The organism is Sphingobacterium sp. 1.A.4, from assembly GCF_002734245.1.
Classification (GTDB): domain Bacteria; phylum Bacteroidota; class Bacteroidia; order Sphingobacteriales; family Sphingobacteriaceae; genus Sphingobacterium; species Sphingobacterium tenebrionis.
The window spans coordinates 157,770-178,633 of the sequence record NZ_PEAZ01000041.1; the positions used below are offsets into that span (position 1 = coordinate 157,770).

Genomic DNA, 20,864 nt, shown 5'->3' on the forward strand with positions numbered 1-20,864 from the left:
TTGCTATTTCCGAGGTAGGAAAATAGCAACTTGAGTCGTGTACCCTGGCTCTTTATGTGCTTCATCAAATAATAGATGGGCAAGGGGCGTAGGATAATTCTCATTGATCATATGGATCCGTTCCTGTATTCCCTTGATCCCAAAGGAGGTGGATTTAAAAACATTCGGTTTGTTCGGTTTTTTATTTTGGAATCCGACGCCATTATCTAAGATCCAGATCATCACCTGATCTTCATCCACTTCCATACGAATCAGGATTTTGCCCGGTTTATCTTTCAGATGCCGTATCCCATGATGCACTGCGTTCTCCACTAAAGGTTGGATCAGCATCGAAGGGATCTTAATCTCTTCATCCAATGCTTTTCCATAGACTATTTCAAAATCAAAAGCATGATTGAATCGATGCTGTTCCAATTCCAGGTACAAACGCACCAATTGGATCTCTGATTTGATGGAAACAATGGAATATTGGGAATTTTCCAATACGATCCGGCTCAAGGAGGAAAACTTCTGGATCAGATTGCTGGCGTTCCTGCTATCATTTTCCACGACATAAGCCTCAATAGAATTCAGTACATTAAATATGAAATGCGGATTCATCTGCGAGCGTATGGCTTTCAGTTCACTTTCAAACAACTTCTGTTTGAAATCCTTTTCCATCTTATCCTGTTTTTCCCTTTCAATGTCGGCTGCCTGTATTTTTATCGTTTCTACCTTTAAGGCTAATTCCTCCTCTAACTTTTCATTGTAATTTGCTTAGATACGGTTTATTTTCTTTTGCTGATGGATTCGATAAGCGAAGAACAGGATTATGGCAGATAGGAAGAAAAGCGCCAGCAAGGTTTTAAACCAGCCCGTAGCATACCAATAGGATTTCATCTCGATAGGGATTTCCAATATCTCGGATGACCAATTCCCAAACCTATCCCCTACTTTTACCGCAAATACATACTCTCCACCCTTGAGATTATTGTAATAGGCGGTCTGCTCAGTGTTGGCTACTACCCAGTCCTCATCCTGCCCCTTTAATTGATAGGCAAACTTCAACGGTTGGCCGGTGGCCTGTTCGGGAATCGAAAAGGATAGGGAAAAATTGTTCTCTTTGGCGGCGAATACGAGTTTATCCTTTCTCAATCGGTAGGATTGATCCTGATGAGAGACCATAAGCCTACTCAGGATGGGTCTATGGTTTTTCGGTTGCTGTTGGAAAGGTAGTGATCGAAGATCTCCAATTATCAATCCTTTATCGGTGCACCAAACCAAGGTTTGGCCTCGGAGGTAAACATCAAAGGTATGAATATGTTCCGCAGGATATATGCCCTTACCTGGCAAAAGTTGATGGAATTGTTTGTTCTTCTTATCAAAAACCATGGTACCATCAGATGTGCTCATCCAGATCAGTTTATTTCCATCCTCTAACATGCGCTTGGCATGCAACCATGGTAAAGCATGATCATCCCGATATTGTTTGAACTCGTAGGTGTTGCCCTGCTTGATGATTTCTCCTATCCCCGTTTGCAGATTGCTGAACCAAAACCGATCATCACTGTCGGAAAAGAATGAGAATATGGTATTCGATTCTAAAGCATTCTCCTTTTTTTCATTGAAACGGAACTGTTCAAAAGCCTTATCGGGGTGTTCCTTGTTCTTTAATAACAGCAGGCCAAAACCATCCATCCCAATCCAAATATCACCCCGAGGATCTTTACCAATACTGATCACTTTCTGATTGGGCAATCCATTCTTTTCATGGTAAAGTTCCATGGTTTTGCTCGATAGATTATATTTATAGAGTCCTGAGCTCCAGGATCCGATCCAATAATGTGGGATTCCCTTGATGGTATCCACGATCAGTTTATTGCAATCGGCCTTTCCAAAGCCATGGGTATGGCCTATGATTTCCAAGGGTTCCAGTTTCTTTCTATCTTCCACGAAACGATAAACGCCATTATCGTAAGTGGAGAACAATAGGCCTGAAGAGGTCGCATGGATGGCACTAATCTTTAAGCTATCCAAGGAAAAACTGCTCAGTCTTTGCTTAAAATCTGGGCTTATCTTGCCAAAAGTGGTTTGTGTAAAATACCAAGGATCTCCCCTCCAATTGCGGATATGTTGAATGGGATCTGTTGCATATTTGGGGTTAGAAATCAAGGTAGAAACAGTATTCAATGGATTGGCGTAGAAGAACAATCCCGATTCGCTACCGATCCAATAGCCTTGTTCAACCGGCAGAATCTCCTGTATCCGGGAAGGCTTAGGAAGCTCGGGCATCAGTTTATCCCAGGAGATACGTTCGATCTCACCGTTATGCCTATGAAGGATCTCCATACCCCTAACATTATGCCCAACTAGCAATTGATCTTCCTTCGGAAGGTAGGCCAAAGCACTGGCAAAATTATCATAGAAATCTTTATTCTTGTTCCAGTGCAACAATTGCGATTGAAATCGCTTCATGTCATAATCCAAGCGGATCACGTCATGATCATAATAACCTGCATAAACCGCATCCGGTGCAAGCGCAAAACTGGACACCGCATTCTCACCCGGATTTTCCAGGTTGAAGTATAACGTTTGTTTGGTTTTGGGATGATATTTCAGTAACCCATTATACCGGGTACCAATCCATATATTACCTTCCTGATCCTCCGCTAAGGAATAAACACTGGCAAAGGTATGGCGTGTTAATCCAGGGAAGTGAACCAAAGAAACCTCTCCAATTTCCGGATTCAACACCTGAAGATTGGTTTCCTGCCCTCCAAAATAAACAAGACCAGACTTAGCAGCCAGCACATCGTACAGATCGGATTTGATCAGGTCACCATTGGAGACTTTTGCATAAAAAGACTTCACCGCCTGATCTGGCGGAAACGACGGATCATAACAGAGTAGGCCACGATTATGGGTAGTGATCCATAAACGGTCTTTTTGGTCTATGGAAATTCGACCCAGGTTATTAGAAAAAGCTTCCTTGGCGTAATTGAGGTTGACATCTACAAACCGGAGTCCATCAAAATAGGATAAACCCCTCTTTGTACTGATCCAGAGCAGCCCTTTGCTATCTTTCGCCAACCCAGCAATCCGATCACTGGCAAGCCCTTCTTTTACCGTAAAATGCAGAAAATTATAGGTTCTTTCCTGTCCAATCGTAGAGTTAAACAGAAAGGTAAAAACAACCAAAAGGAATATCCTGCATGCCAAAACAGATTGTTTTAAGTGGAAAATAATCGTTCTATCAATAGGTTTTTCTTACTGGCGGAGACTTCAAGTTCTGAACCATCAATCATCTCCACCGTACCACCATCGCCTTTTTTGTATTTGATGATATAATCTAAATTTACGATTATACTTCGGTTTATCCGCAAGAAATTACCTGTCTCCAATTGAACCTCAAACTCTTTCAACGTTTTGGATACCATGATCTTAGAGAGGTTCGTGAGGTAGAAAACACTGTAATTGCTCATGGCTTCTACACGGAGGATATCTTCTCTTTTAATTAAATGTATCCCCTCGGAGGTCGGTAAAGCCATTTTTAAAGCAGGATTTGGTTTGGATTCGTGAAAATCCATTTTCCGGATCTTCTCTTTCAACTGAATTTTAGATTCCAGTTTGTCTATTGCCTTTCTGAGCTCTTCCATATCCACAGGTTTGAGCAGGTAATCCAGCGCATTCGCCTTCAGCGCATCAAGTGTATAGATATTATAGGCGGTTACAAAGATGACTTCAAAATCAAACTGGCCAAGGCTTTCCAGGAATTCAAAGCCATTCATAATGGGCATTTCCACGTCCAGAAACACAACATCGACCTTGAGGTTTCTTATTTGTTGTAAAGCCTCCTGGGGATCGTTATAAACAGCGATCACTTCAATTACCTCCCTGAAATCCTGAAGCTTATGTTGAAGTAAGGTGCTGCCACGGCTTTCATCATCCAAAATTACCGCTTTTATCATGGTAAAGCATATATAATTAGCCAATAAGGATGTATGGGCTTTGTGCCTGTCTGCATACATACTTATTAAAGGTAAATTAAATATTTAGGAGATTAAAAAAGAATGAGTGAATAAGGCTATTCACTGTGTAAACATGGATTTTGAATGAGTGATGCTTTCGGATCTACTCGCCAGTACCCATAGCGACCAATCGATCGAATTCTTCTCTTTTCAAGGGCATCACCGATAATCGTCCCTGTCTAACCAAGGCAATATCCTGCAATTGCGGATCAGCTTTAATGGTTTCCAAGGTTACGGGAACCTTGAATGTTTCAACAGGTGCCAGATCCACCACTACCCAACGCTCATCCTCGGTCGTTGGATCTTGGTAAAATTCCTTGACCACCTTCGCCATACCTACAATTTCCTTCCCTTCATTGGAATGGTAAAATAGAACAAGATCACCCTTTTTCATGGCTTTCAGGTTGTTCCTCGCTTGATAATTACGAACACCGTCCCAGAAAGTTTCACCATCTTTATTAAACTGTTCCCAACTATACTTGAAGGGCTCTGACTTTACCAAAAAATAATTCATGTCCTTTATGATGTGTATAGTTGAAGTTAATTCTGTTGTTCTAAAATCTCCATTTTATCGGCGTAATGTGCGCAATAATCCCGAAGATCGGCAATTACTTTTTCGGCCATTGGATCACCTCCAGATGCTCTAAGGAAAGAATCGCCTAAGGTTTGCATAGTCTCGTAAAAGAATCTTTTCATTTCATCGTACGGCATATCCTTGGTCCAAAGATCAATACGCATGGAATTTTTATATTGGCTATCCCATAAAGCTAAAAACATAGCCTTTGCCGGCAATTCATCACTTGACTCGCCATCCGATGAACTCCATAGGATCTGCTCTGGAACATTCTTATCATCCAATTCTACTTGGAGCTTTATTTCTGCTTTTTTCATATCTAAAACTGTGTTTTTATCAATATACTAATGATCCCCACTACGAGCACAAAGCCAATCTGCATCATCCATAATTTCTTGAGATCCTTGGTCCATAATCGGAACAGGATATCCAGAATAATCAGGACAACGATCAACAAAATGAGCCATCCCCAGGAAAACAAGGGTTCTTTTGAATCGCCCATTTCAGAGATTGCCCATACGATAATACAGGCCAATGTGATATTGAGGGGAGTTAATTTCATCTTCTTTTTCCAGATTTTGAAGGCCCTTTCTTAGGTCCTTTCCCTTTTCCTGCTCCCTTTGCTCCCGACCCCCGGCCAGACGACTTTCTGTTGTTCATCTTCATGGCATATTTCTTCTCATGGAAAGCACCTTTGAAATCAGGATCGTCCTTCTTTTTCTGGTTATCTATTTCACGGGCAATTGCTTGTTTCTCATCGAACGGTGTTTTCTCCAGTACCACTTCTGCAGGCATCTCCTTCACTGGAATGGTTTGCTTGATCAACTTTTCGATCTTCACGACATAATATTCTTCAGCTGGATTACAAAAGGTAATCGCATCACCAGTATTATAGGCTCTTCCCGTACGACCAATGCGATGTACATAATCTTCAATAACGATCGGTACATCAAAATTGATCACATGGCTTACCTGAGTCACATCCAATCCTCGAGCTGCCACATCCGTAGCGACCAAAATACGTACGGATCCTTCCTTGAAGGAATTAATCGAATTGATCCTGGTATTTTGTCCTTTATTGGCGTGAATCACACGTACCGCTTCTGGTCCATATTTACGCTCCAGATAACCAAATATATTATCGGCCACTGTTTTTGTTTTACAGAAAACGATGACCCTTGTAAAGGCTTGATCATCTTTAAAGAAATGCTGTAATAAATTCAGCTTCGTCTTTAAATTAGGTACATGATATAGACTTTGTTCGACTGTTTTGGCGGGTGTAGCTTGTTCCGTCACCTCTATTACAGTTGGGAATTCCAAGAAATCTCCTGCAATCTTACGAACTAATTCGCTCATGGTGGCCGAGAACAGTAAGTTTTGACGCTTACGTGGCACGATTTCCAAAATCCGATGGATTTTACTGATAAAACCCATGTCCATCATCTTGTCTGCCTCATCCAAGACTAAGAATTTGAGACTTTTGGTGTTGATCTCTCCTTCTAGGTATAGGTCCAAGAAGCGACCTGGTGTAGCCACAATTATATCACAGCCTTTTGCCAGTTGTTCTTTTTGGGTTTTAGGACCTAGACCACCGTATAATAATACGGTACGTAAATCCAGGTAGGTGGAGAACAAACGGATATTCTCTTCAATCTGCATAGCCAATTCCCGGGTAGGGCTTAAGATAAGCGCCCGAGGGTCATTGCCTTGTGCATATTTCAGCTTCATCAGCATGGGTAGTACATAAGCTGCAGTCTTTCCCGTTCCGGTTTGGGCAATTCCCATCACGTCCTGTCCCGCTAGAACAGGGGTGATTGCTTTTTCCTGAATTTCCGTTGGAATGGTATAGCCTGCTTCTGCAACCGCATTGAGAAGCTGCTTGTTGAGTTTAAAATCTTCAAATGATGCCATCCTTGCAAAGATAGCGAAACATTTTTCTAAATTTGTGATACTACAAAATAGGTTGATATGAAAAAACTGGTATTATTATGTGTGCTGACCCTAGTTAGCACCTTCTCGTTTGCGGACGAGGGTATGTGGTTCCTGATGTATCTGAAAAAGATGAATGAGGCCGACATGCAAAAAAAAGGGTTGAAGCTTTCTGCTGAAGAGATATACAGCATTAACAACTCCAGCCTAAAAGATGCGATCGTACAATTCAACGGTGGATGTACAGCAGAGATCGTATCTGGAAGCGGATTGGTGTTCACCAACCACCACTGTGGTTATGGCGCCATCGCTGAATTATCTACTCCTGAAAACGACCATTTAACCAATGGTTTCTGGGCAAAAAACCATAGCGAAGAGCTAAAACCTAAATCTTTATTCGTTCGTTTCTTCGTTCGTATGGATGATGTTTCCAAACGTATTTTAGGATTGGTAAATGATAAGATGACCGAGAAGGAAAGAGAGAAAATCATTAACCAAGAGATTGCAAAGATCCAGGCAGAGAATAGTGAAGGTGGTAAATATGTGGTTTCTGTACGTCCTTTCTTCAACGGAAATGAATATTATTATTTCGTTTACCAAGATTATACCGATGTACGTTTAGTAGGTACTCCTCCGAACAGCATTGGTAAATTTGGTGGAGATACCGATAACTGGGAATGGCCACGCCACACCGGTGACTTCTCGATCTTCCGTGTATATGGTGATAAGAACGGTAACCCGGCAGAATACTCCAAAGAGAATGTGCCATTGAAACCAAAACATTTCCTTCCGATCAGCATCAAAGGGATCAAAGAAGGTGATTTCTCCATGATCTTAGGATACCCTGGCCGTACCAACCGTTGGATGAATGCAGCAGGTATCGATCAGAATGTGAAATTCGCTTACCCGGCTTGGGTGGAAGCTTCGAAAGTGGGTATGGATGCCATGAAAAAATACATGGATAAAGACCAAGCTGTTAAGATCAATTATGCCTCTAAATATTCTGGTGTTGCTAACTATTGGAAAAACAGACAAGGGATGATCGATGCATTAACGAAGCACAAGACCGCAGCTACAAAAGCAAAACAAGAGAAGAAATTCAACAAATGGGCGAACAAAGCGGCTAATAAAGCAGAATATGGCGATGTGATCAGCACTATTAATGAATATTATGCAAAAACCAATGAAAAGGCTAGACATGATAACTATTTAACAGGCATGATGCGTTCTTCTACTTTTGCTTCCCTACCTTATTCATTAAGTTCTGCATTGCAACAATATGCTAGCTTAGACCAAGCAAAACGTGCAGAATTAGCTACACGTTTACAAGCGTTCATCAATGACAATTACGATAAGGCCTATATGCCGTTGGAAGTAGATGTGTTGGCAGATGAGTTGAATCTTTATGCTGCAAAAGCAGGAAACATTGCTCCATACATCCGCGAGATGGCAAACAAAAACAATGGTAATTTCCAAGCAGATGTTCAGCAAGCGTTTGACAACAGTATATTCGGTTCTAAAGCGAAATTGGAAGCTTATTTGAAAAATCCAGATGCATCGAAAGTTACAAATGATCCTTTGTTAAAAATTTCTAATGCATTGGTAGAAAAAAGTCGTGAGAGCAATCCGGAGTTGGCAACATTGACGGATAAGTTCCAAGCGGCTACCCGTAAGTACATTGCAGGTGTATTGGAAATGGATCCAAAAGGAAAATATTACCCAGATGCAAACTCTACCTTACGCTTAACTTATGGTACCATTCGTGCCCTTCCTAAGGATGCTCGCAACGATGCCAAAGTAAATAATTACACGACCTTGAAAGGTACGATCGCGAAATATAAAGCAGGTGACGAGGAGTTCGATCTTCCTAAACGTTTAATGGAACTATATGAAAATAAGGACTATGGACGTTATGCAGACAAAGCTGGATACATGCCGGTGAACTTCTTGAGTGATCAGGATATCACAGGTGGTAACTCAGGTTCCCCTGTATTGAATGGCAATGGCGAACTTATTGGCTTAGCTTTTGATGGTAACATCGAGGCAATGGCTGGTGATGTGATTTTCGATCCTAAATTGCAACGTACAATTTCAGTAGATATTCGATACGTTTTGTTCATCATCGACAAGTTTGCTGGAGCAACAAACATCATCGACGAATTGAAAATTGTGGAGTAATTGCCTCAAAACGGTGTTTTGAAACATAAAAAAAGATTACAAAATTCGCTTTGTTTGTATTCCTTTTGTATATTTATGATATATTAGAGAATTAATTAAGAAAAACTAAAATTATATTAATTAAAAAATGGAAAACTACACTAAATTAAAAGAGCTAGTAGCTTCTATCGAAGCTGACGCAGAAAAATTCTTCAACAACGGTAACTCTGCTGCTGGAACACGCGTGCGTAAAGGTTTACAAGACATCAAAACATTAGCACAAGAAATTCGTAACGAAGTAACTTCTAAGAAAAACGAAGGTAAAAAATAAGCTTGCTTATTTTTGAAAATAAAAAAGCCCGATTCCATTGAATCGGGCTTTTTTAGCTATTGGCTCCTCGTCTATAGGAATAGACTGGCCATCATGAGATCAATCTGTTTATCGGTCATCCATTGTCCCATAACTTCTTTCATTTTAGCCTTGACCTCTCTGCGGGTATTGGGCTTATCTTTTTTCTTGAAGATATCGGTCTTAATGGTAGGCGCGGTCATTTCCACTTTGGTTGCGTAGATGTTGAAGTGCTGCTCCGGAACCACAAACCCTAAGATCATCCCTGGTAAACCATGGATACTTCCCGGTCCTCCTGATGTAGGGATCTGATCCGTATAGAAAGCAACTACATACACTGAATCTAAGGTAATTCCATTCGCACGGCGGCAATCGTAGCCAGCAATGTTTCTGTATTCATTGGTAATCTTCCATTTTACGTCCGTTAAGCTATCCTGAACAACGATGGCAGAACCACCAAAATCCATCGCCATGGATACTTGTTCTTTTTCCAGGTTTTGGTAGACCTTAGCCCCATTATCCAACATCATCAGCATTTGGGAAACCAGTTGGTTCTGTTCACGAGGCATCGGTTCAAAATAGGTTTCATTGCCACGGAATGATAATTTCCTTTCTAAAACAGCTGTTTCCGGAGATTTTGATACCATTTGTTCCATATATGTACGTGACATATCCCCGTCCTTTAAACTGTTCATATAACGTCTCATCAAGTTCTTGATGTGGATGGTCTTTTCGTATGTAATTGCTCCCTCAGTTGGGAAATAGGCGTATTGTGCTTGCGCCGCTTGCAAACCTAGGCCTAGAAAAAATAAAACGGCTATATATAAATGCTTTTTCATGATTAATTTACTCCTATCATTTTAGTGAACTCCCAAGTTAACTTCAACATGTAATACCTGGAGATGGTGTTGTAGGTATTCTGTGTAATCGCTCCGTTGTACTGCGATCTGCTGAACCCCTTATTCTGATTGAACACATCATTTACATAAAAGTCTAAGATCAGACCTTCACTTTTCAAGAATTTCTTGGAAATCCCCGGTTTGAAAAGAATACGTTCGAAACGTTCAGGTAAAGCATCCGTAGGTGCTTCATAGTCATAAGTACCCTCTCCATATAAGGTAATTTTCCAAGGAAGGTAAGCTTTCACCGTCAGATCACTGTTGAAGGTGAATCCGTCACTGTTACGTTCTGGGTTCAACGAAGTTTTCAAGGTACGGAACCCTGGTGTAAAGGTCCAGTTGAAATCTACTTTCTTCGTCGTGTTTCTTTCAAAACCGATGCTCAGTCCGTAATTAAAATTGTCATTTACGTTCTCCGCAAACTCATCAGTAGGATTCGCAATTGTTCTATCGTTAATATAATTATAGTATCTATTGTATGAGGCATTCAGATTGAAGTTGGATTTTAATTGCCATTTACGGATCAGATCAAATCCGGCACCTCCATAAACAGATACATTGGTGGAGTTTTTATCCATGTTCTCGTAATAAAGCTTCCTTAAACCTCCCTTTTCGATCACCACATTGGTCTGGATCGCATCGATGGTCTGTCCTGCATTTGCCCATAGGTAGATATATTTACCTTTCATCATATCCCAGGAGTTGAACCCTAACCCGAAGCTACTTGATTTGGAAGGAACCAGGTTTTCATTACCAAAATATTCGTTCATCTGGTCCGTATTCTGACGTAATGGTTGAATCTGGAACAGCGAAGGCAAACTATTGCGATAGCTATAATTTAAGTTAATACGTTTAGATTTTGAAATGTTGTATCGCAAATAAGCGTTCGGGTTATAGGTCAGATAATCCCTGCTCAGCCCTGTATTTGCATAATTGTTCATTTGGCTCAAGTCATCATGACGAAGCACATTATTCAGATACACATCGATCTTTTCCGTCTTATATCCAAAACCGATTCCTCCGGAATTGCGGGTGGTGTTAAAGTTGAAGTCATTACTGAATTCATCATCCAATACCGTATAGCCACCACTTGCATCCTTATTGAAGGAATTTACAATGGCATGGGTTTTAGAGGATGCAAACTCATAATTGAATGAGGTTCTGAAAAGCTTGCCCAAAGGTTCTGTATACGTCACGGAAGAAACAATGTTATCCGAATTGGATGTCTTATTCTTCAATTGATCGATTACTTGGGAAGTTCCCAAAGCATAATTGTTGTTTTCAGATTCCAATAAAAGATCGCCTTCCTCTTCTGAATTATTACCTGCGAAACGCAAAGCCAATGAACGGCCTTCTTTCTTGAATTTACGAGTTAGATAGGCATCATAGGAAACGTTTTGGGTTGTTGTCTCCCCACGTTGCTCACTACTGTTATCCGATACTTTTGTACCATCCTGGAAAGTCTCCCCATTTACCATTAAACTATTGGTATTCTTTTCTCTTGAGCCAGAAACCTTTAGCGTCAATGCCGTTAATGAATCGATCGCATAATCGTATTTGGTATTGAAACGATGTCTATTCGCATCCGTTTGATTATTATTGGTGGTATTGCTGTTCAAATAGCCCCCTTCGGTTGGCGTCTCGCGGATAAAATTATCCGAAAAATTGTTTTCGATCTGACCATATTTATAGCTTAAGTTCAACTTATGCTTTTTGTCTTTCCAAGCATCCATATAAGATACCCCACCAGTCAAAGCCTTCGGTTGTCCTTTTCCATTCCAATTGCTAAAAGCATCACCACCGAAGCTGAAGTTTACCCCTCCATCTTCCATAACCTCTATTCCACCATCGCCCATTCCAAACTTCTCTTCATCTTCCCAACCTAAGCTGATAGTTCCATCATTGGCACCCACTCCAAAAGCGGAGATTTTAGTCGATCCTTTGAATCGGTTTAAGGCTAATTTTCCTAAGTAGAAACCATTATCACCATCGGTACCCCCTCCGGCTTCCGCTTTTCCGAACATACCATTCTTCGCTTCTTCTTTCAATTTCACATTGATGGTTTGCACACGCGTTCCATCATCCACACCTGTACGTTCAGCCGCTTCCGTTTTCTTCTCATATACCTGCACCTTATCCACCATATCTGAACGGATATTACGGGTCACTAAGGTAGGATCGTCTCCGAAGAATTCTTCTCCGTCAACCAATACCTTTTCTACAGTCTTACCCTGCGCGGTAATCTTTCCACTCGCATCGACCGAAATCCCTGGCAATACCTTTAAAAGATCCTCCACCTTCGCATTCTTTTCCGTTGCAAAGCTGGATGCGTCATATTCGACCGTATCCCCTTTGACCACGACCGGAATCTTTCCGGTCACCAAAACTTCTTCGATCAAACTGGCGGCGGATTGCAAATTGATCTGTCCCAATGCCAAATCACCAGTTCCTTTTTTGATGTTCTGGAAGTACTCACCAAATTTTGGATAGCTTACGATCAATAGGTAATCTGCCGTATCTGGATTGTTGATACTGAACTTACCATCTTGATTTACTCGGGCAAAATCCACCAAAATGGAATCTTTAGCCTGCAATAGCATCACGCTGGCATTGCTAAGTTTTGTTTTGTCGGTTTCTGAAAGAATCTCTCCAGTAATTTTTTTCTGGGCAAAAGTCTGCAAGGAGATCAAACCGAAAAAGAGGGTTAGAAAAACGCTTGTAAAAAATTTCATAGAATTAATAAAAAAGTTCAAAGGATTAAATGGTACGCAAAATTATCACAAAACTGAGAAATACGGTTAAAAGCATTTCGTTTTAACAAATAATTAACAGCAATCGGATAGCTAGCTGATCCATTCAATTCATTTCATTTGTCGACCCTAGGGGCAATTTGTTACAGCCTTACTAAAATATATTTCATTACATTTGTAAAAACCCATTAAAAATGCAAAATATCAAAGACTATGTAGAAGCAAATAAGGATCGCTTCTTAGAAGAATTATTTGAATTATTGCGCTTTCCGTCAGTAAGTGCAGACCCTCAATTTAAAGAAGGCGTATTGAACACCGCGGAATTTGTAGCACAAAAACTTAAAGATGCGGGAGCAGATAATGTAGAGATTTGTCCTACAGCAGGCTACCCAATTGTATACGGAGAAAAAATCTTCGACCCATCTTTACCTACTGTTTTGGTTTATGGACACTACGATGTGCAACCGGCAGATCCTATTGAACTATGGGAGACTCCACCATTTGAACCTACCGTACGTGATGGTAAAATCTATGCTCGTGGTGCAGCTGATGATAAAGGTCAGTTCTACATGCACGTGAAAGCTTTCGAATACATGATGAAGAACAATGCTTTGGCATGTAATGTTAAATTCATGATCGAAGGTGAAGAAGAAGTTGGTTCGGCCAACTTAGGTATTTTTGTAAGTGCCAATAAAGAACGTTTAAAAGCTGATGTGATTGTTATTTCGGACACCTCGATGATCAGCTTGGAAAGCCCATCGTTGGAAACAGGTCTACGTGGACTATCTTACGTAGAGGTAGAGGTAACAGGACCAAACCGCGACCTTCACTCTGGTGTTTACGGTGGAGCAGTTGGAAACCCAGCAACCATCCTGGCTAAAATGATCGCTTCTTTGCATGATGAGAACAACCACATCACTATCCCTGGATTTTATGATGATGTGTTGGAATTGACTGAAGCAGAAAGAAAAGCATTGAACGAAGCGCCATTTGATATCGAAACCTATGAAGAAGATTTAGGTGTTCAGGAATTATGGGGCGAAAAAGGATTCACAACGATCGAACGCACAGGTATCCGTCCTACTTTGGAGGTAAATGGTATCTGGGGTGGATATATTGGTGAAGGTGCAAAAACAGTTTTACCTTCTAAAGCCTTCGCAAAAATCTCTATGCGTTTGGTTCCTAACCAAAACTCTGAGCGTATCACGAAATTATTCAAAGACCATTTTGAAGCCATCGCTCCAAAATCTGTAAAAGTAGAAGTAAAACCTCATCATGGTGGAGAGCCTGTGGTTACTCCTACCGATAGCATCGCCTATAAAGCAGCAGAGAAAGCACTTGAAGAAACATTCAACAAAAAACCTATCCCTACTCGTGGTGGTGGTTCGATTCCAATCGTTGCTCTATTCGAGAAAGAATTAGGTATTAAAACCGTATTGTTAGGTTTCGGATTAGACAGCGACAACCTGCACTCCCCTAATGAAAAATATGGCATTGAAAACTACCTGAAAGGTATCGAAACAATTCCATTGTTCCATAAATACTATGCGGAAATGTCGCGATAGCGCAGCTATCGCTCGCTAGTATTTAGTATATAGTAGTTAGTATTTAGACCTATGTCTTCTAGAAGTAGTTAGTATATAGTAGTTAGTATTTAGACCTATGTTTGTTAAAAAAGATTTTGAATTTTTAAATAATTTTAAAGTTTTAAATGATTTATTAAGCCGCCAGGGTCTAAATACTAAATACTTACTACTAAATACTCAAAACAGGTCTAAATACTAAATACTTACTACTAAATACTAAAAAATGCATAGGTTTTTCTATTTCGCTGCGGTACTATTTTTCTACATCCTCAGCTACCCTATTCTTTATTTTTTAGCGAAAAACCCGGAAAAGCATTACAACTCTATTGTATGGTTCCGTAAATGGATCAGTGTGACCAGTTTATACCTGGTGGGTATAAGGATTAAAGTGCATTATGAAGAACCGGTAGATTGGTCCCAAAATTACATCATCTGCCCGAACCATACATCTATACTGGACATTACGGCGTTGACCTACTTGTGTCCAAAACCTTTTTCTTTTATTGGAAAGATCGAATTGATGGACAATCCGGTTACCAGGATATTCTTCCGTACGATCGATATTCCTGTTAAGAGAGAAAGTAAGATATCCTCCTTTAAAGCATACAAGCGTGCGACCGAATTGCTACAGCAGGGAAAAAACGTGGTTATTTTCCCGGAAGGAAAAATAGACGATGGTTATCCGCCGATACTGCATCCTTTTAAAGCCGGCGCCTTTAAAATGGCGGTAGAAAATAATATCCCCATCCTTCCCGTGGTGATCCACAATGCCTGGAAAATTATGTTTGATGATGGATCAACATATGGATCCAGATCCGGCGTAATTGAAATCACGGTATTAAAACCTATACAGACCGACCCGAAACTGCATGATAACGATAAGAGTTTTGAGCAGGAAGTCTACGAAAAAATGAATAAAGCCTGGACGGAATACAATAACCGTAAATAAATTTTTCATTTTAGAAATCTGATTATCTGATACATACACCCATTAACAAAGAATTAAGGGGAAATTTCTTGCATTAGTTAAATTAAATATTATTTTTGCGAAAAATGTAACTTAATTAAAGAGATATGTATTGGACACTTGAATTAGCTTCGCATTTAGAAGACGCTCCTTGGCCGGCTACCAAAGATGAATTGATTGATTATGCTATCCGTTCTGGCGCACCTGTTGAAGTGATTGAAAATCTTCAAGCGTTGGAAGACGATGGTGAACCATACGAGAACATCGAGGAAATCTGGCCGGATTATCCGACAAAAGATGATTTCTTTTTCAATGAAGATGAATATTAAATTCAAATAAAAAGCGCCTTTTTATCAAGAGGCGCTTTTTATTTAATCCTTTTATGTTTTTATTGGTCAAAGATTCTAAATAAATTAAACATGAAACCGCATTTACTGTATTTGATATTGTCCATCAGCCCTTTGATCTCTTTCGCACAGGCAAAACCTAATCAGGCTAAAATGGAGCATATGGAAAGCAAATCAAGCAAGGAAAATCTATCCTTGGTCAAGAATTTTATACATGACCTAGCAAACGAAGAGAATGCATTGGATGTGATCCTTAGTCAATATGTTACGGTAAATGATCCTTCCGATGAGATGTATGATTACCTGGAAGTTAGTCTTCAGGAAATCAGAATCAATTTGATGACCAAAAAACTGGAGAATATACAATATAAGACCTACAGTCAATTACCACGTAAGGAGGTTCGGGATATCGATCCAGAGGATATGGATGTGAACAATATGTACTTCCTTTACCATAAGGACCGGTTGGTGACCAGCATTTATGTGGAGGATGGAAAAATTGCTTCATTTACCTTGGTTTCTAAAGGGGAAGAGATGGCTCATTTTGTCACCTATTAACAAAAAATCATTTTTTTATTTGATTTCTTGCAAATATCAAAACAATCGTTGATATTTGTTTCATTAACAATGAAAGCACAACAGTTCAATACAATTTGGTGGTGGCACAACAATTAATGTTGTGGCAATGACCTATTGAATGAATTAATGAACTCAAAAAATAGCGGGCTTGCCTTTTAGGCAAGCCTTTTTTTATGCACTGATATGAAAGAAATTTTAGCCCATTTATTTGAATATAAGTCTTTTACAAGAAAAGAAGCGTACGATATCCTCACGAATATCGCGACCGGCAAATACGATTCGCATCAAATCGCGGCATTCATGACCATCTATGGGATGCGCAGCATCCGCGTAGAAGAATTGGGCGGCTTTCGCGATGCCATGTACGACTTATGTAATAAGCTGGATTTCGATGGCTATGACCTGATCGATATGTGCGGTACAGGTGGTGATGGAAAAAACACCTTCAACATATCCACTTTATCCTCCTTTGTCGTAGCGGGTGCTGGCTATAAAGTAGCCAAACACGGTAATGTGGGTGTATCCTCGGGCTGTGGATCTTCCAATGTGATGGAATCCTTAGGTTATACCTTTACCGCAGACAGCGACGCCTTAAAGAAACAGCTAGACGAGGCCAATATCTGTTTCCTGCATGCCCCACTCTTCCACCCTGCCATGAAAACCGTGGCGCCAATCCGTCGGGCATTAGGGGTAAAGACCTTCTTCAATATGCTCGGTCCATTAACTAATCCTGCCAACCCCAAATTCCAATCAGTTGGGGTGTTCAATCTAGAACTGGCAAGGCTATATGCCTACCTGTATCAGAACAGCAATAAACAATATAGCATCATCCATTCCATGGATGGATACGATGAAATATCCCTGACCGGCGATTTCAAAGTAATCAATAATGCGGGTGAGAATTATTATACGGTGGAGGAATTAGGTTTCCAACCTGTTGCAGCGGCAGATCTGGCCGGTGGAGATCAGGTCGAAGAATCGGCGAATACCTTCAAGAAGATCATCCAAGGTGAAGGTACGGATGTACAGAACAATGTGGTGATGAGCAATGCCGCCTTCGCCATCAAAACTTTCCATCCGGAAAAAAGCTTTGCCGATTGCTACTATGAAGCCGAAGCATCCTTATTGGGATTAAAAGCAGAAGAGAGCCTTAAAAAACTGATAAATGCCTAAGAGAAATATATTGATCAAGGTATGTGGCATGCGAGACCCTGAGAATATCAAGGAACTGGCTGGCTTACCTCTTAATTACATTGGCCACATTTTTTATCCGAAATCCGCTCGCTATGTGGGCAACCTGTCGACATTAGCAGATGCTCCAGGATTAAAGAAAACGGGCGTTTTTGTAAATGCCAGCCTTTCGGAAATTACGTCGGCAATAAAACAATACGACCTGAAGGTCATCCAATTGCATGGCGATGAATCCCCGGCATTGGCAAAAGACCTTAAAGGGTTAGGTATGGAAGTCATCAAGGCATTTGGCATTGATGAGGGTTTCGACTGGTCTAAGGTAGCTCCTTTTCTAGATCAGGTAGATTACCTCCTTTTCGACAGTAAGAGCGCAGCCTACGGCGGTACAGGCTATACCTTCAATTGGGAAAAATTAACATCCTATCCCTATGAAAAGCCTTATTTCCTAAGTGGCGGACTTTCATTAGAAAACCTTTCCGAGGCATTGGCATTTGATGATGCCAGATTAGTTGGCCTGGATCTAAACTCCAAATTCGAACTCGAGCCGGGATTAAAAGATATCGAAAAAATAAAAGAAGCATTGAAAACCATACACCATGAGTAAATATCAAGTAAACCAAAAAGGGTATTATGGCCCATTCGGAGGAGCATACATCCCCGAAATGCTGTATCCCAATGTAGAAGAATTACAACAACAATACCTTTCCATCATAGAAGACCCTTCGTTTAAGGAAGAGTTTGAACAATTATTACGGGATTATGTAGGCCGTCCATCCCCTCTGTATCCAGCAAAAAGGCTATCGGAAAAATACGGTACCAATATTTTCCTGAAGCGTGAAGACCTGAACCATACCGGAGCGCATAAGATCAACAATACCATCGGTCAGATTCTCTTGGCAGAAAAACTGGGCAAGAAACGGATCATTGCCGAAACCGGCGCTGGGCAGCATGGTGTGGCAACTGCGACAGTCTGCGCCCTGAAAGGTTTGGAATGTGTGGTGTATATGGGCGAGATCGACATTCAGCGTCAGGCGCCAAATGTTGCCCGGATGAAAATGATGGGAGCTACGGTCATTGCGGCCACTTCGGGCAGCAAAACATTAAAAGATGCGACCAATGAAGCCTTAAGAGATTGGATAAACAATCCGGTGGATACCCACTACATCATCGGTTCGGTGGTTGGACCACATCCCTATCCCGACATGGTGGCGCGCTTTCAGTCCATCATTTCTGAAGAAACCCGGAAGCAACTATTGGAAAAAACCGGAAAAGAGACCCCAGATATCGTGATGGCCTGTGTAGGCGGAGGATCGAATGCTGCAGGGATGTTCTACCATTTTTTGGATGAAGAGGATGTTCAGATCATAGCTGTGGAAGCCGCAGGTCATGGTGTTGACAGTGGCGAATCAGCTGCTACCACCCAATTGGGACATGAAGGCGTGCTACATGGCAGTCGCTCCATCCTGATGCAGACCGAAGATGGACAGGTGATTGAACCTTATTCCATTTCGGCCGGGCTCGATTACCCTGGTATTGGCCCACAACATGCTTGGTTGTTCAAGTCTGGCAGAGGCAGCTATGTCAGTGCTACCGATGAGGAAGCGATGAATGCGGGACTACTTCTGACCAAATTGGAGGGGATCATCCCAGCGATCGAAAGCTCGCACGCCTTAGCGCATTTGGAGAAGATGACTTTTAAAGGCGATGAAACCGTCGTGATCTGTCTTTCCGGACGTGGCGACAAGGATCTTGATAATTATATGAAATACTTTGGCTTTTAACCATGATGCAGATAAATAAACAAGCAAACGGATTGCTATCCATCTATTTTACCGCCGGTTATCCATCCTTGGACAGCACCTTGGATATTGCCGAGGCGCTCGAAAAAGCAGGTGCAGATTTTTTGGAAATCGGTTTCCCCTATTCCGACCCTGTGGCCGATGGACCAACTATACAGCATAGTTCGGAAGAAGCCCTAAAAAATGGCATGACCCTGAACATTCTTTTTGAACAATTAAAAGACCTCCGGAATAGGGTTTCCATTCCTGTCTATTTAATGGGTTATGTAAATCCCGTTATTCAATATGGGGTAGAGAATTTTTGTAATAAATGTAAGGAGGTCGGTGTAAACGGAACAATCATCCCTGATCTACCGATGTATGAATACGAAGAACTTTACCAGGATGTATTTAAGGAAAATGGAATCAGCAATATCTTTTTGGTAACTCCACAGACTTCGGAAGCACGAATCCGTAAGATCGATGATCTTTCTACCAGCTTTATTTACCTACTATCTTCCAATGCGACTACCGGTAAGCAATTGGCTATCCAGGATCAATCGGAAGCCTATTTCAAAAGAATTAAAGACATGGATTTGAAAAATCCGGTAGTAATTGGATTTGGTATCCATGATCGGGATACATTCCGAAAAGCAACGAGCTATGCGAATGGAGCCATTGTTGGGACAGCATTCGTAAAACTATTGGCAGCCGATAATTATTTGGACAAGATTTCGGGTTTTATTCAAAGCATAAAATAATCTTCTTTTAGTTCAGAAATACAATTTCCAAAATAGGAATGCTGTACAAGTAAATTCCAAGTGGGATGTAAGTGAGTTGTAAGTGACTTAATGCACTTACAAGTCACTTACACCTCACTTAAACCTCACTTAAACCAAGACCAAAATCTATTTTTTCAGAGGGCATAATTAAGCCTTCCAAAAAAAAGAGGCTGTATCATTTTTATGACACAGCCTCTTCATAAATTCCAATATTTACAGGATTGGAATTTATGGGCAGCATTTCCCGAGATTAATTTACTCTTCTTAAGATTTTGTTGAAAACGAAAAATACCAAGCCCGCAGCGCATGTTAAGCCTATAACGCCAAAATACAGCAAGTTTGGATGTGCAGCTAAAGTTTCCATAAATTATTAGGTTTATTACATTAAGTTGAGTCCAATATAAAAACCAATTTTTTTACACGCAAGAATTAATTAAAATAATTTATCAACATTTTCCCATAACAATTGTTATATTTGGATAATCTATGCGAAAAATTATTGCCATATTACTCCTAATGATTTATTCTGTATGCAGTACGGGGGCAACAATTTATCTCCACCATTGTGGAAAATCGACATTTCTATCGCTAGATCAATCCACCAAAGTATCACATGAGAATTGTCCTAATTGTTCAAAATGCCAGGACAAAGCTTCCCATAAACACGGTGATTCCTGTAAGAAAGGATGTTGTCAGGACAAGGAATTAAGCTTGAAATCGGACAGCGAACAATTACAGTCAAAATCCACCTTTACAGATTTAATCAATTTTGCGCCAGCAGTGGTCCTGATCCCTTGGATCATGGAACAATGGAAAATCTTTGTTGATGATCCTGACCAAGAGTACCACAGTTTGGCCTTTATTCCTATTCAGGATCTCGAACCCGTCTACATCTTAAACTGCACGTATAGAATTTAGTATTGAATTGACTCCAAATATTTAAACATTATTTGAATCAATTTTTTATTA

The 20,864-nt window shown here is 40.6% G+C and carries 20 protein-coding genes; 11 read left to right on the forward strand and 9 right to left on the reverse strand.

Features of this window, described 5'->3' with window-relative positions:
* Positions 1-3: 3 nt before the first annotated feature.
* The 7 genes from CRJ00_RS05865 to CRJ00_RS05895 form a co-directional block, all read right to left on the reverse strand.
* Complete coding sequence (locus tag CRJ00_RS05865) at positions 4-660, reverse strand: sensor histidine kinase (protein WP_099365947.1); 657 nt, start codon at positions 658-660, stop codon at positions 4-6.
* Positions 661-756: 96 nt separating this feature from the next.
* The gene (locus CRJ00_RS05870) at positions 757-3,198 is read right to left on the reverse strand and encodes a ligand-binding sensor domain-containing protein (RefSeq protein WP_099365948.1); all 2,442 of its coding nucleotides are present in this window, start codon (positions 3,196-3,198) and stop codon (positions 757-759) included.
* Between the two features lie 11 nt (positions 3,199-3,209).
* Entirely contained in the window at positions 3,210-3,947 is a 738-nt protein-coding gene (locus tag CRJ00_RS05875) for a LytR/AlgR family response regulator transcription factor (RefSeq protein WP_099365988.1), read from the reverse strand.
* Between the two features lie 163 nt (positions 3,948-4,110).
* Positions 4,111-4,521, reverse strand: coding sequence for an EVE domain-containing protein (locus tag CRJ00_RS05880; protein ID WP_099365949.1), 411 nt, complete (start codon positions 4,519-4,521; stop codon positions 4,111-4,113).
* Between the two features lie 26 nt (positions 4,522-4,547).
* Complete coding sequence (gene gldC, locus CRJ00_RS05885; RefSeq protein ID WP_099365950.1) at positions 4,548-4,898, reverse strand: gliding motility protein GldC; 351 nt, start codon at positions 4,896-4,898, stop codon at positions 4,548-4,550.
* Between the two features lie 2 nt (positions 4,899-4,900).
* Positions 4,901-5,143 (reverse strand): hypothetical protein, encoded by a 243-nt coding sequence (locus CRJ00_RS05890; protein ID WP_099365951.1) that lies wholly within the window; start codon positions 5,141-5,143, stop codon positions 4,901-4,903.
* The gene (locus tag CRJ00_RS05895; protein WP_099365952.1) at positions 5,140-6,492 is read right to left on the reverse strand and encodes a DEAD/DEAH box helicase; all 1,353 of its coding nucleotides are present in this window, start codon (positions 6,490-6,492) and stop codon (positions 5,140-5,142) included. The genes CRJ00_RS05890 and CRJ00_RS05895 overlap by 4 nt, the downstream gene beginning before the upstream one ends.
* Before the next feature lie 57 nt (positions 6,493-6,549).
* Between CRJ00_RS05895 and CRJ00_RS05900 the strand changes: the two genes are divergently transcribed.
* Both CRJ00_RS05900 and CRJ00_RS05905 read left to right on the forward strand, forming a co-directional pair.
* Positions 6,550-8,688 carry a S46 family peptidase gene (locus CRJ00_RS05900; protein ID WP_099365953.1) on the forward strand — a complete coding sequence of 713 codons (2,139 nt, stop codon included), beginning with the start codon at positions 6,550-6,552 and terminating at the stop codon, positions 8,686-8,688.
* A 127-nt stretch (positions 8,689-8,815) separates the two neighbouring features.
* Complete coding sequence (locus tag CRJ00_RS05905) at positions 8,816-8,998, forward strand: histone H1 (RefSeq protein WP_099365954.1); 183 nt, start codon at positions 8,816-8,818, stop codon at positions 8,996-8,998.
* Between the two features lie 71 nt (positions 8,999-9,069).
* Here CRJ00_RS05905 and CRJ00_RS05910 read toward each other — a convergent pair whose 3' ends face one another.
* Positions 9,070-9,855, reverse strand: a complete 786-nt coding sequence (locus tag CRJ00_RS05910) for a GLPGLI family protein (RefSeq protein WP_099365955.1) — start codon at positions 9,853-9,855, stop codon at positions 9,070-9,072.
* Between the two features lie 2 nt (positions 9,856-9,857).
* Positions 9,858-12,647: an outer membrane beta-barrel protein gene (locus CRJ00_RS05915; RefSeq protein ID WP_099365956.1), complete on the reverse strand. Its 2,790-nt coding sequence runs from the start codon at positions 12,645-12,647 to the stop codon at positions 9,858-9,860.
* 212 nt (positions 12,648-12,859) lie between these two features.
* Between CRJ00_RS05915 and CRJ00_RS05920 the strand changes: the two genes are divergently transcribed.
* From CRJ00_RS05920 to CRJ00_RS05960, 9 genes are all read left to right on the forward strand, one after another.
* A complete protein-coding gene (locus tag CRJ00_RS05920) occupies positions 12,860-14,230 on the forward strand; it encodes a dipeptidase (protein ID WP_099365957.1) in 1,371 nt (456 codons plus the stop codon).
* A 244-nt stretch (positions 14,231-14,474) separates the two neighbouring features.
* A complete protein-coding gene (locus tag CRJ00_RS05925; protein ID WP_099365958.1) occupies positions 14,475-15,200 on the forward strand; it encodes a lysophospholipid acyltransferase family protein in 726 nt (241 codons plus the stop codon).
* Positions 15,201-15,325: 125 nt separating this feature from the next.
* Positions 15,326-15,547, forward strand: coding sequence for a DUF2795 domain-containing protein (locus tag CRJ00_RS05930; protein ID WP_002996718.1), 222 nt, complete (start codon positions 15,326-15,328; stop codon positions 15,545-15,547).
* A 90-nt stretch (positions 15,548-15,637) separates the two neighbouring features.
* Positions 15,638-16,123, forward strand: coding sequence for a hypothetical protein (locus CRJ00_RS05935; protein WP_099365959.1), 486 nt, complete (start codon positions 15,638-15,640; stop codon positions 16,121-16,123).
* Positions 16,124-16,327: 204 nt separating this feature from the next.
* Positions 16,328-17,317: an anthranilate phosphoribosyltransferase gene (trpD, locus tag CRJ00_RS05940; protein ID WP_099365960.1), complete on the forward strand. Its 990-nt coding sequence runs from the start codon at positions 16,328-16,330 to the stop codon at positions 17,315-17,317.
* A complete protein-coding gene (locus tag CRJ00_RS05945) occupies positions 17,310-17,939 on the forward strand; it encodes a phosphoribosylanthranilate isomerase (RefSeq protein WP_099365961.1) in 630 nt (209 codons plus the stop codon). Before trpD ends, CRJ00_RS05945 begins: the two co-directional genes overlap by 8 nt.
* The gene (trpB, locus tag CRJ00_RS05950; RefSeq protein WP_099365962.1) at positions 17,932-19,116 is read left to right on the forward strand and encodes a tryptophan synthase subunit beta; all 1,185 of its coding nucleotides are present in this window, start codon (positions 17,932-17,934) and stop codon (positions 19,114-19,116) included. Before CRJ00_RS05945 ends, trpB begins: the two co-directional genes overlap by 8 nt.
* Positions 19,117-19,118: 2 nt before the next feature.
* Positions 19,119-19,874, forward strand: coding sequence for a tryptophan synthase subunit alpha (trpA, locus tag CRJ00_RS05955; protein ID WP_099365963.1), 756 nt, complete (start codon positions 19,119-19,121; stop codon positions 19,872-19,874).
* Positions 19,875-20,381: 507 nt separating this feature from the next.
* The gene (locus CRJ00_RS05960; RefSeq protein WP_099365964.1) at positions 20,382-20,813 is read left to right on the forward strand and encodes an HYC_CC_PP family protein; all 432 of its coding nucleotides are present in this window, start codon (positions 20,382-20,384) and stop codon (positions 20,811-20,813) included.
* Positions 20,814-20,864 lie beyond the last annotated feature (51 nt).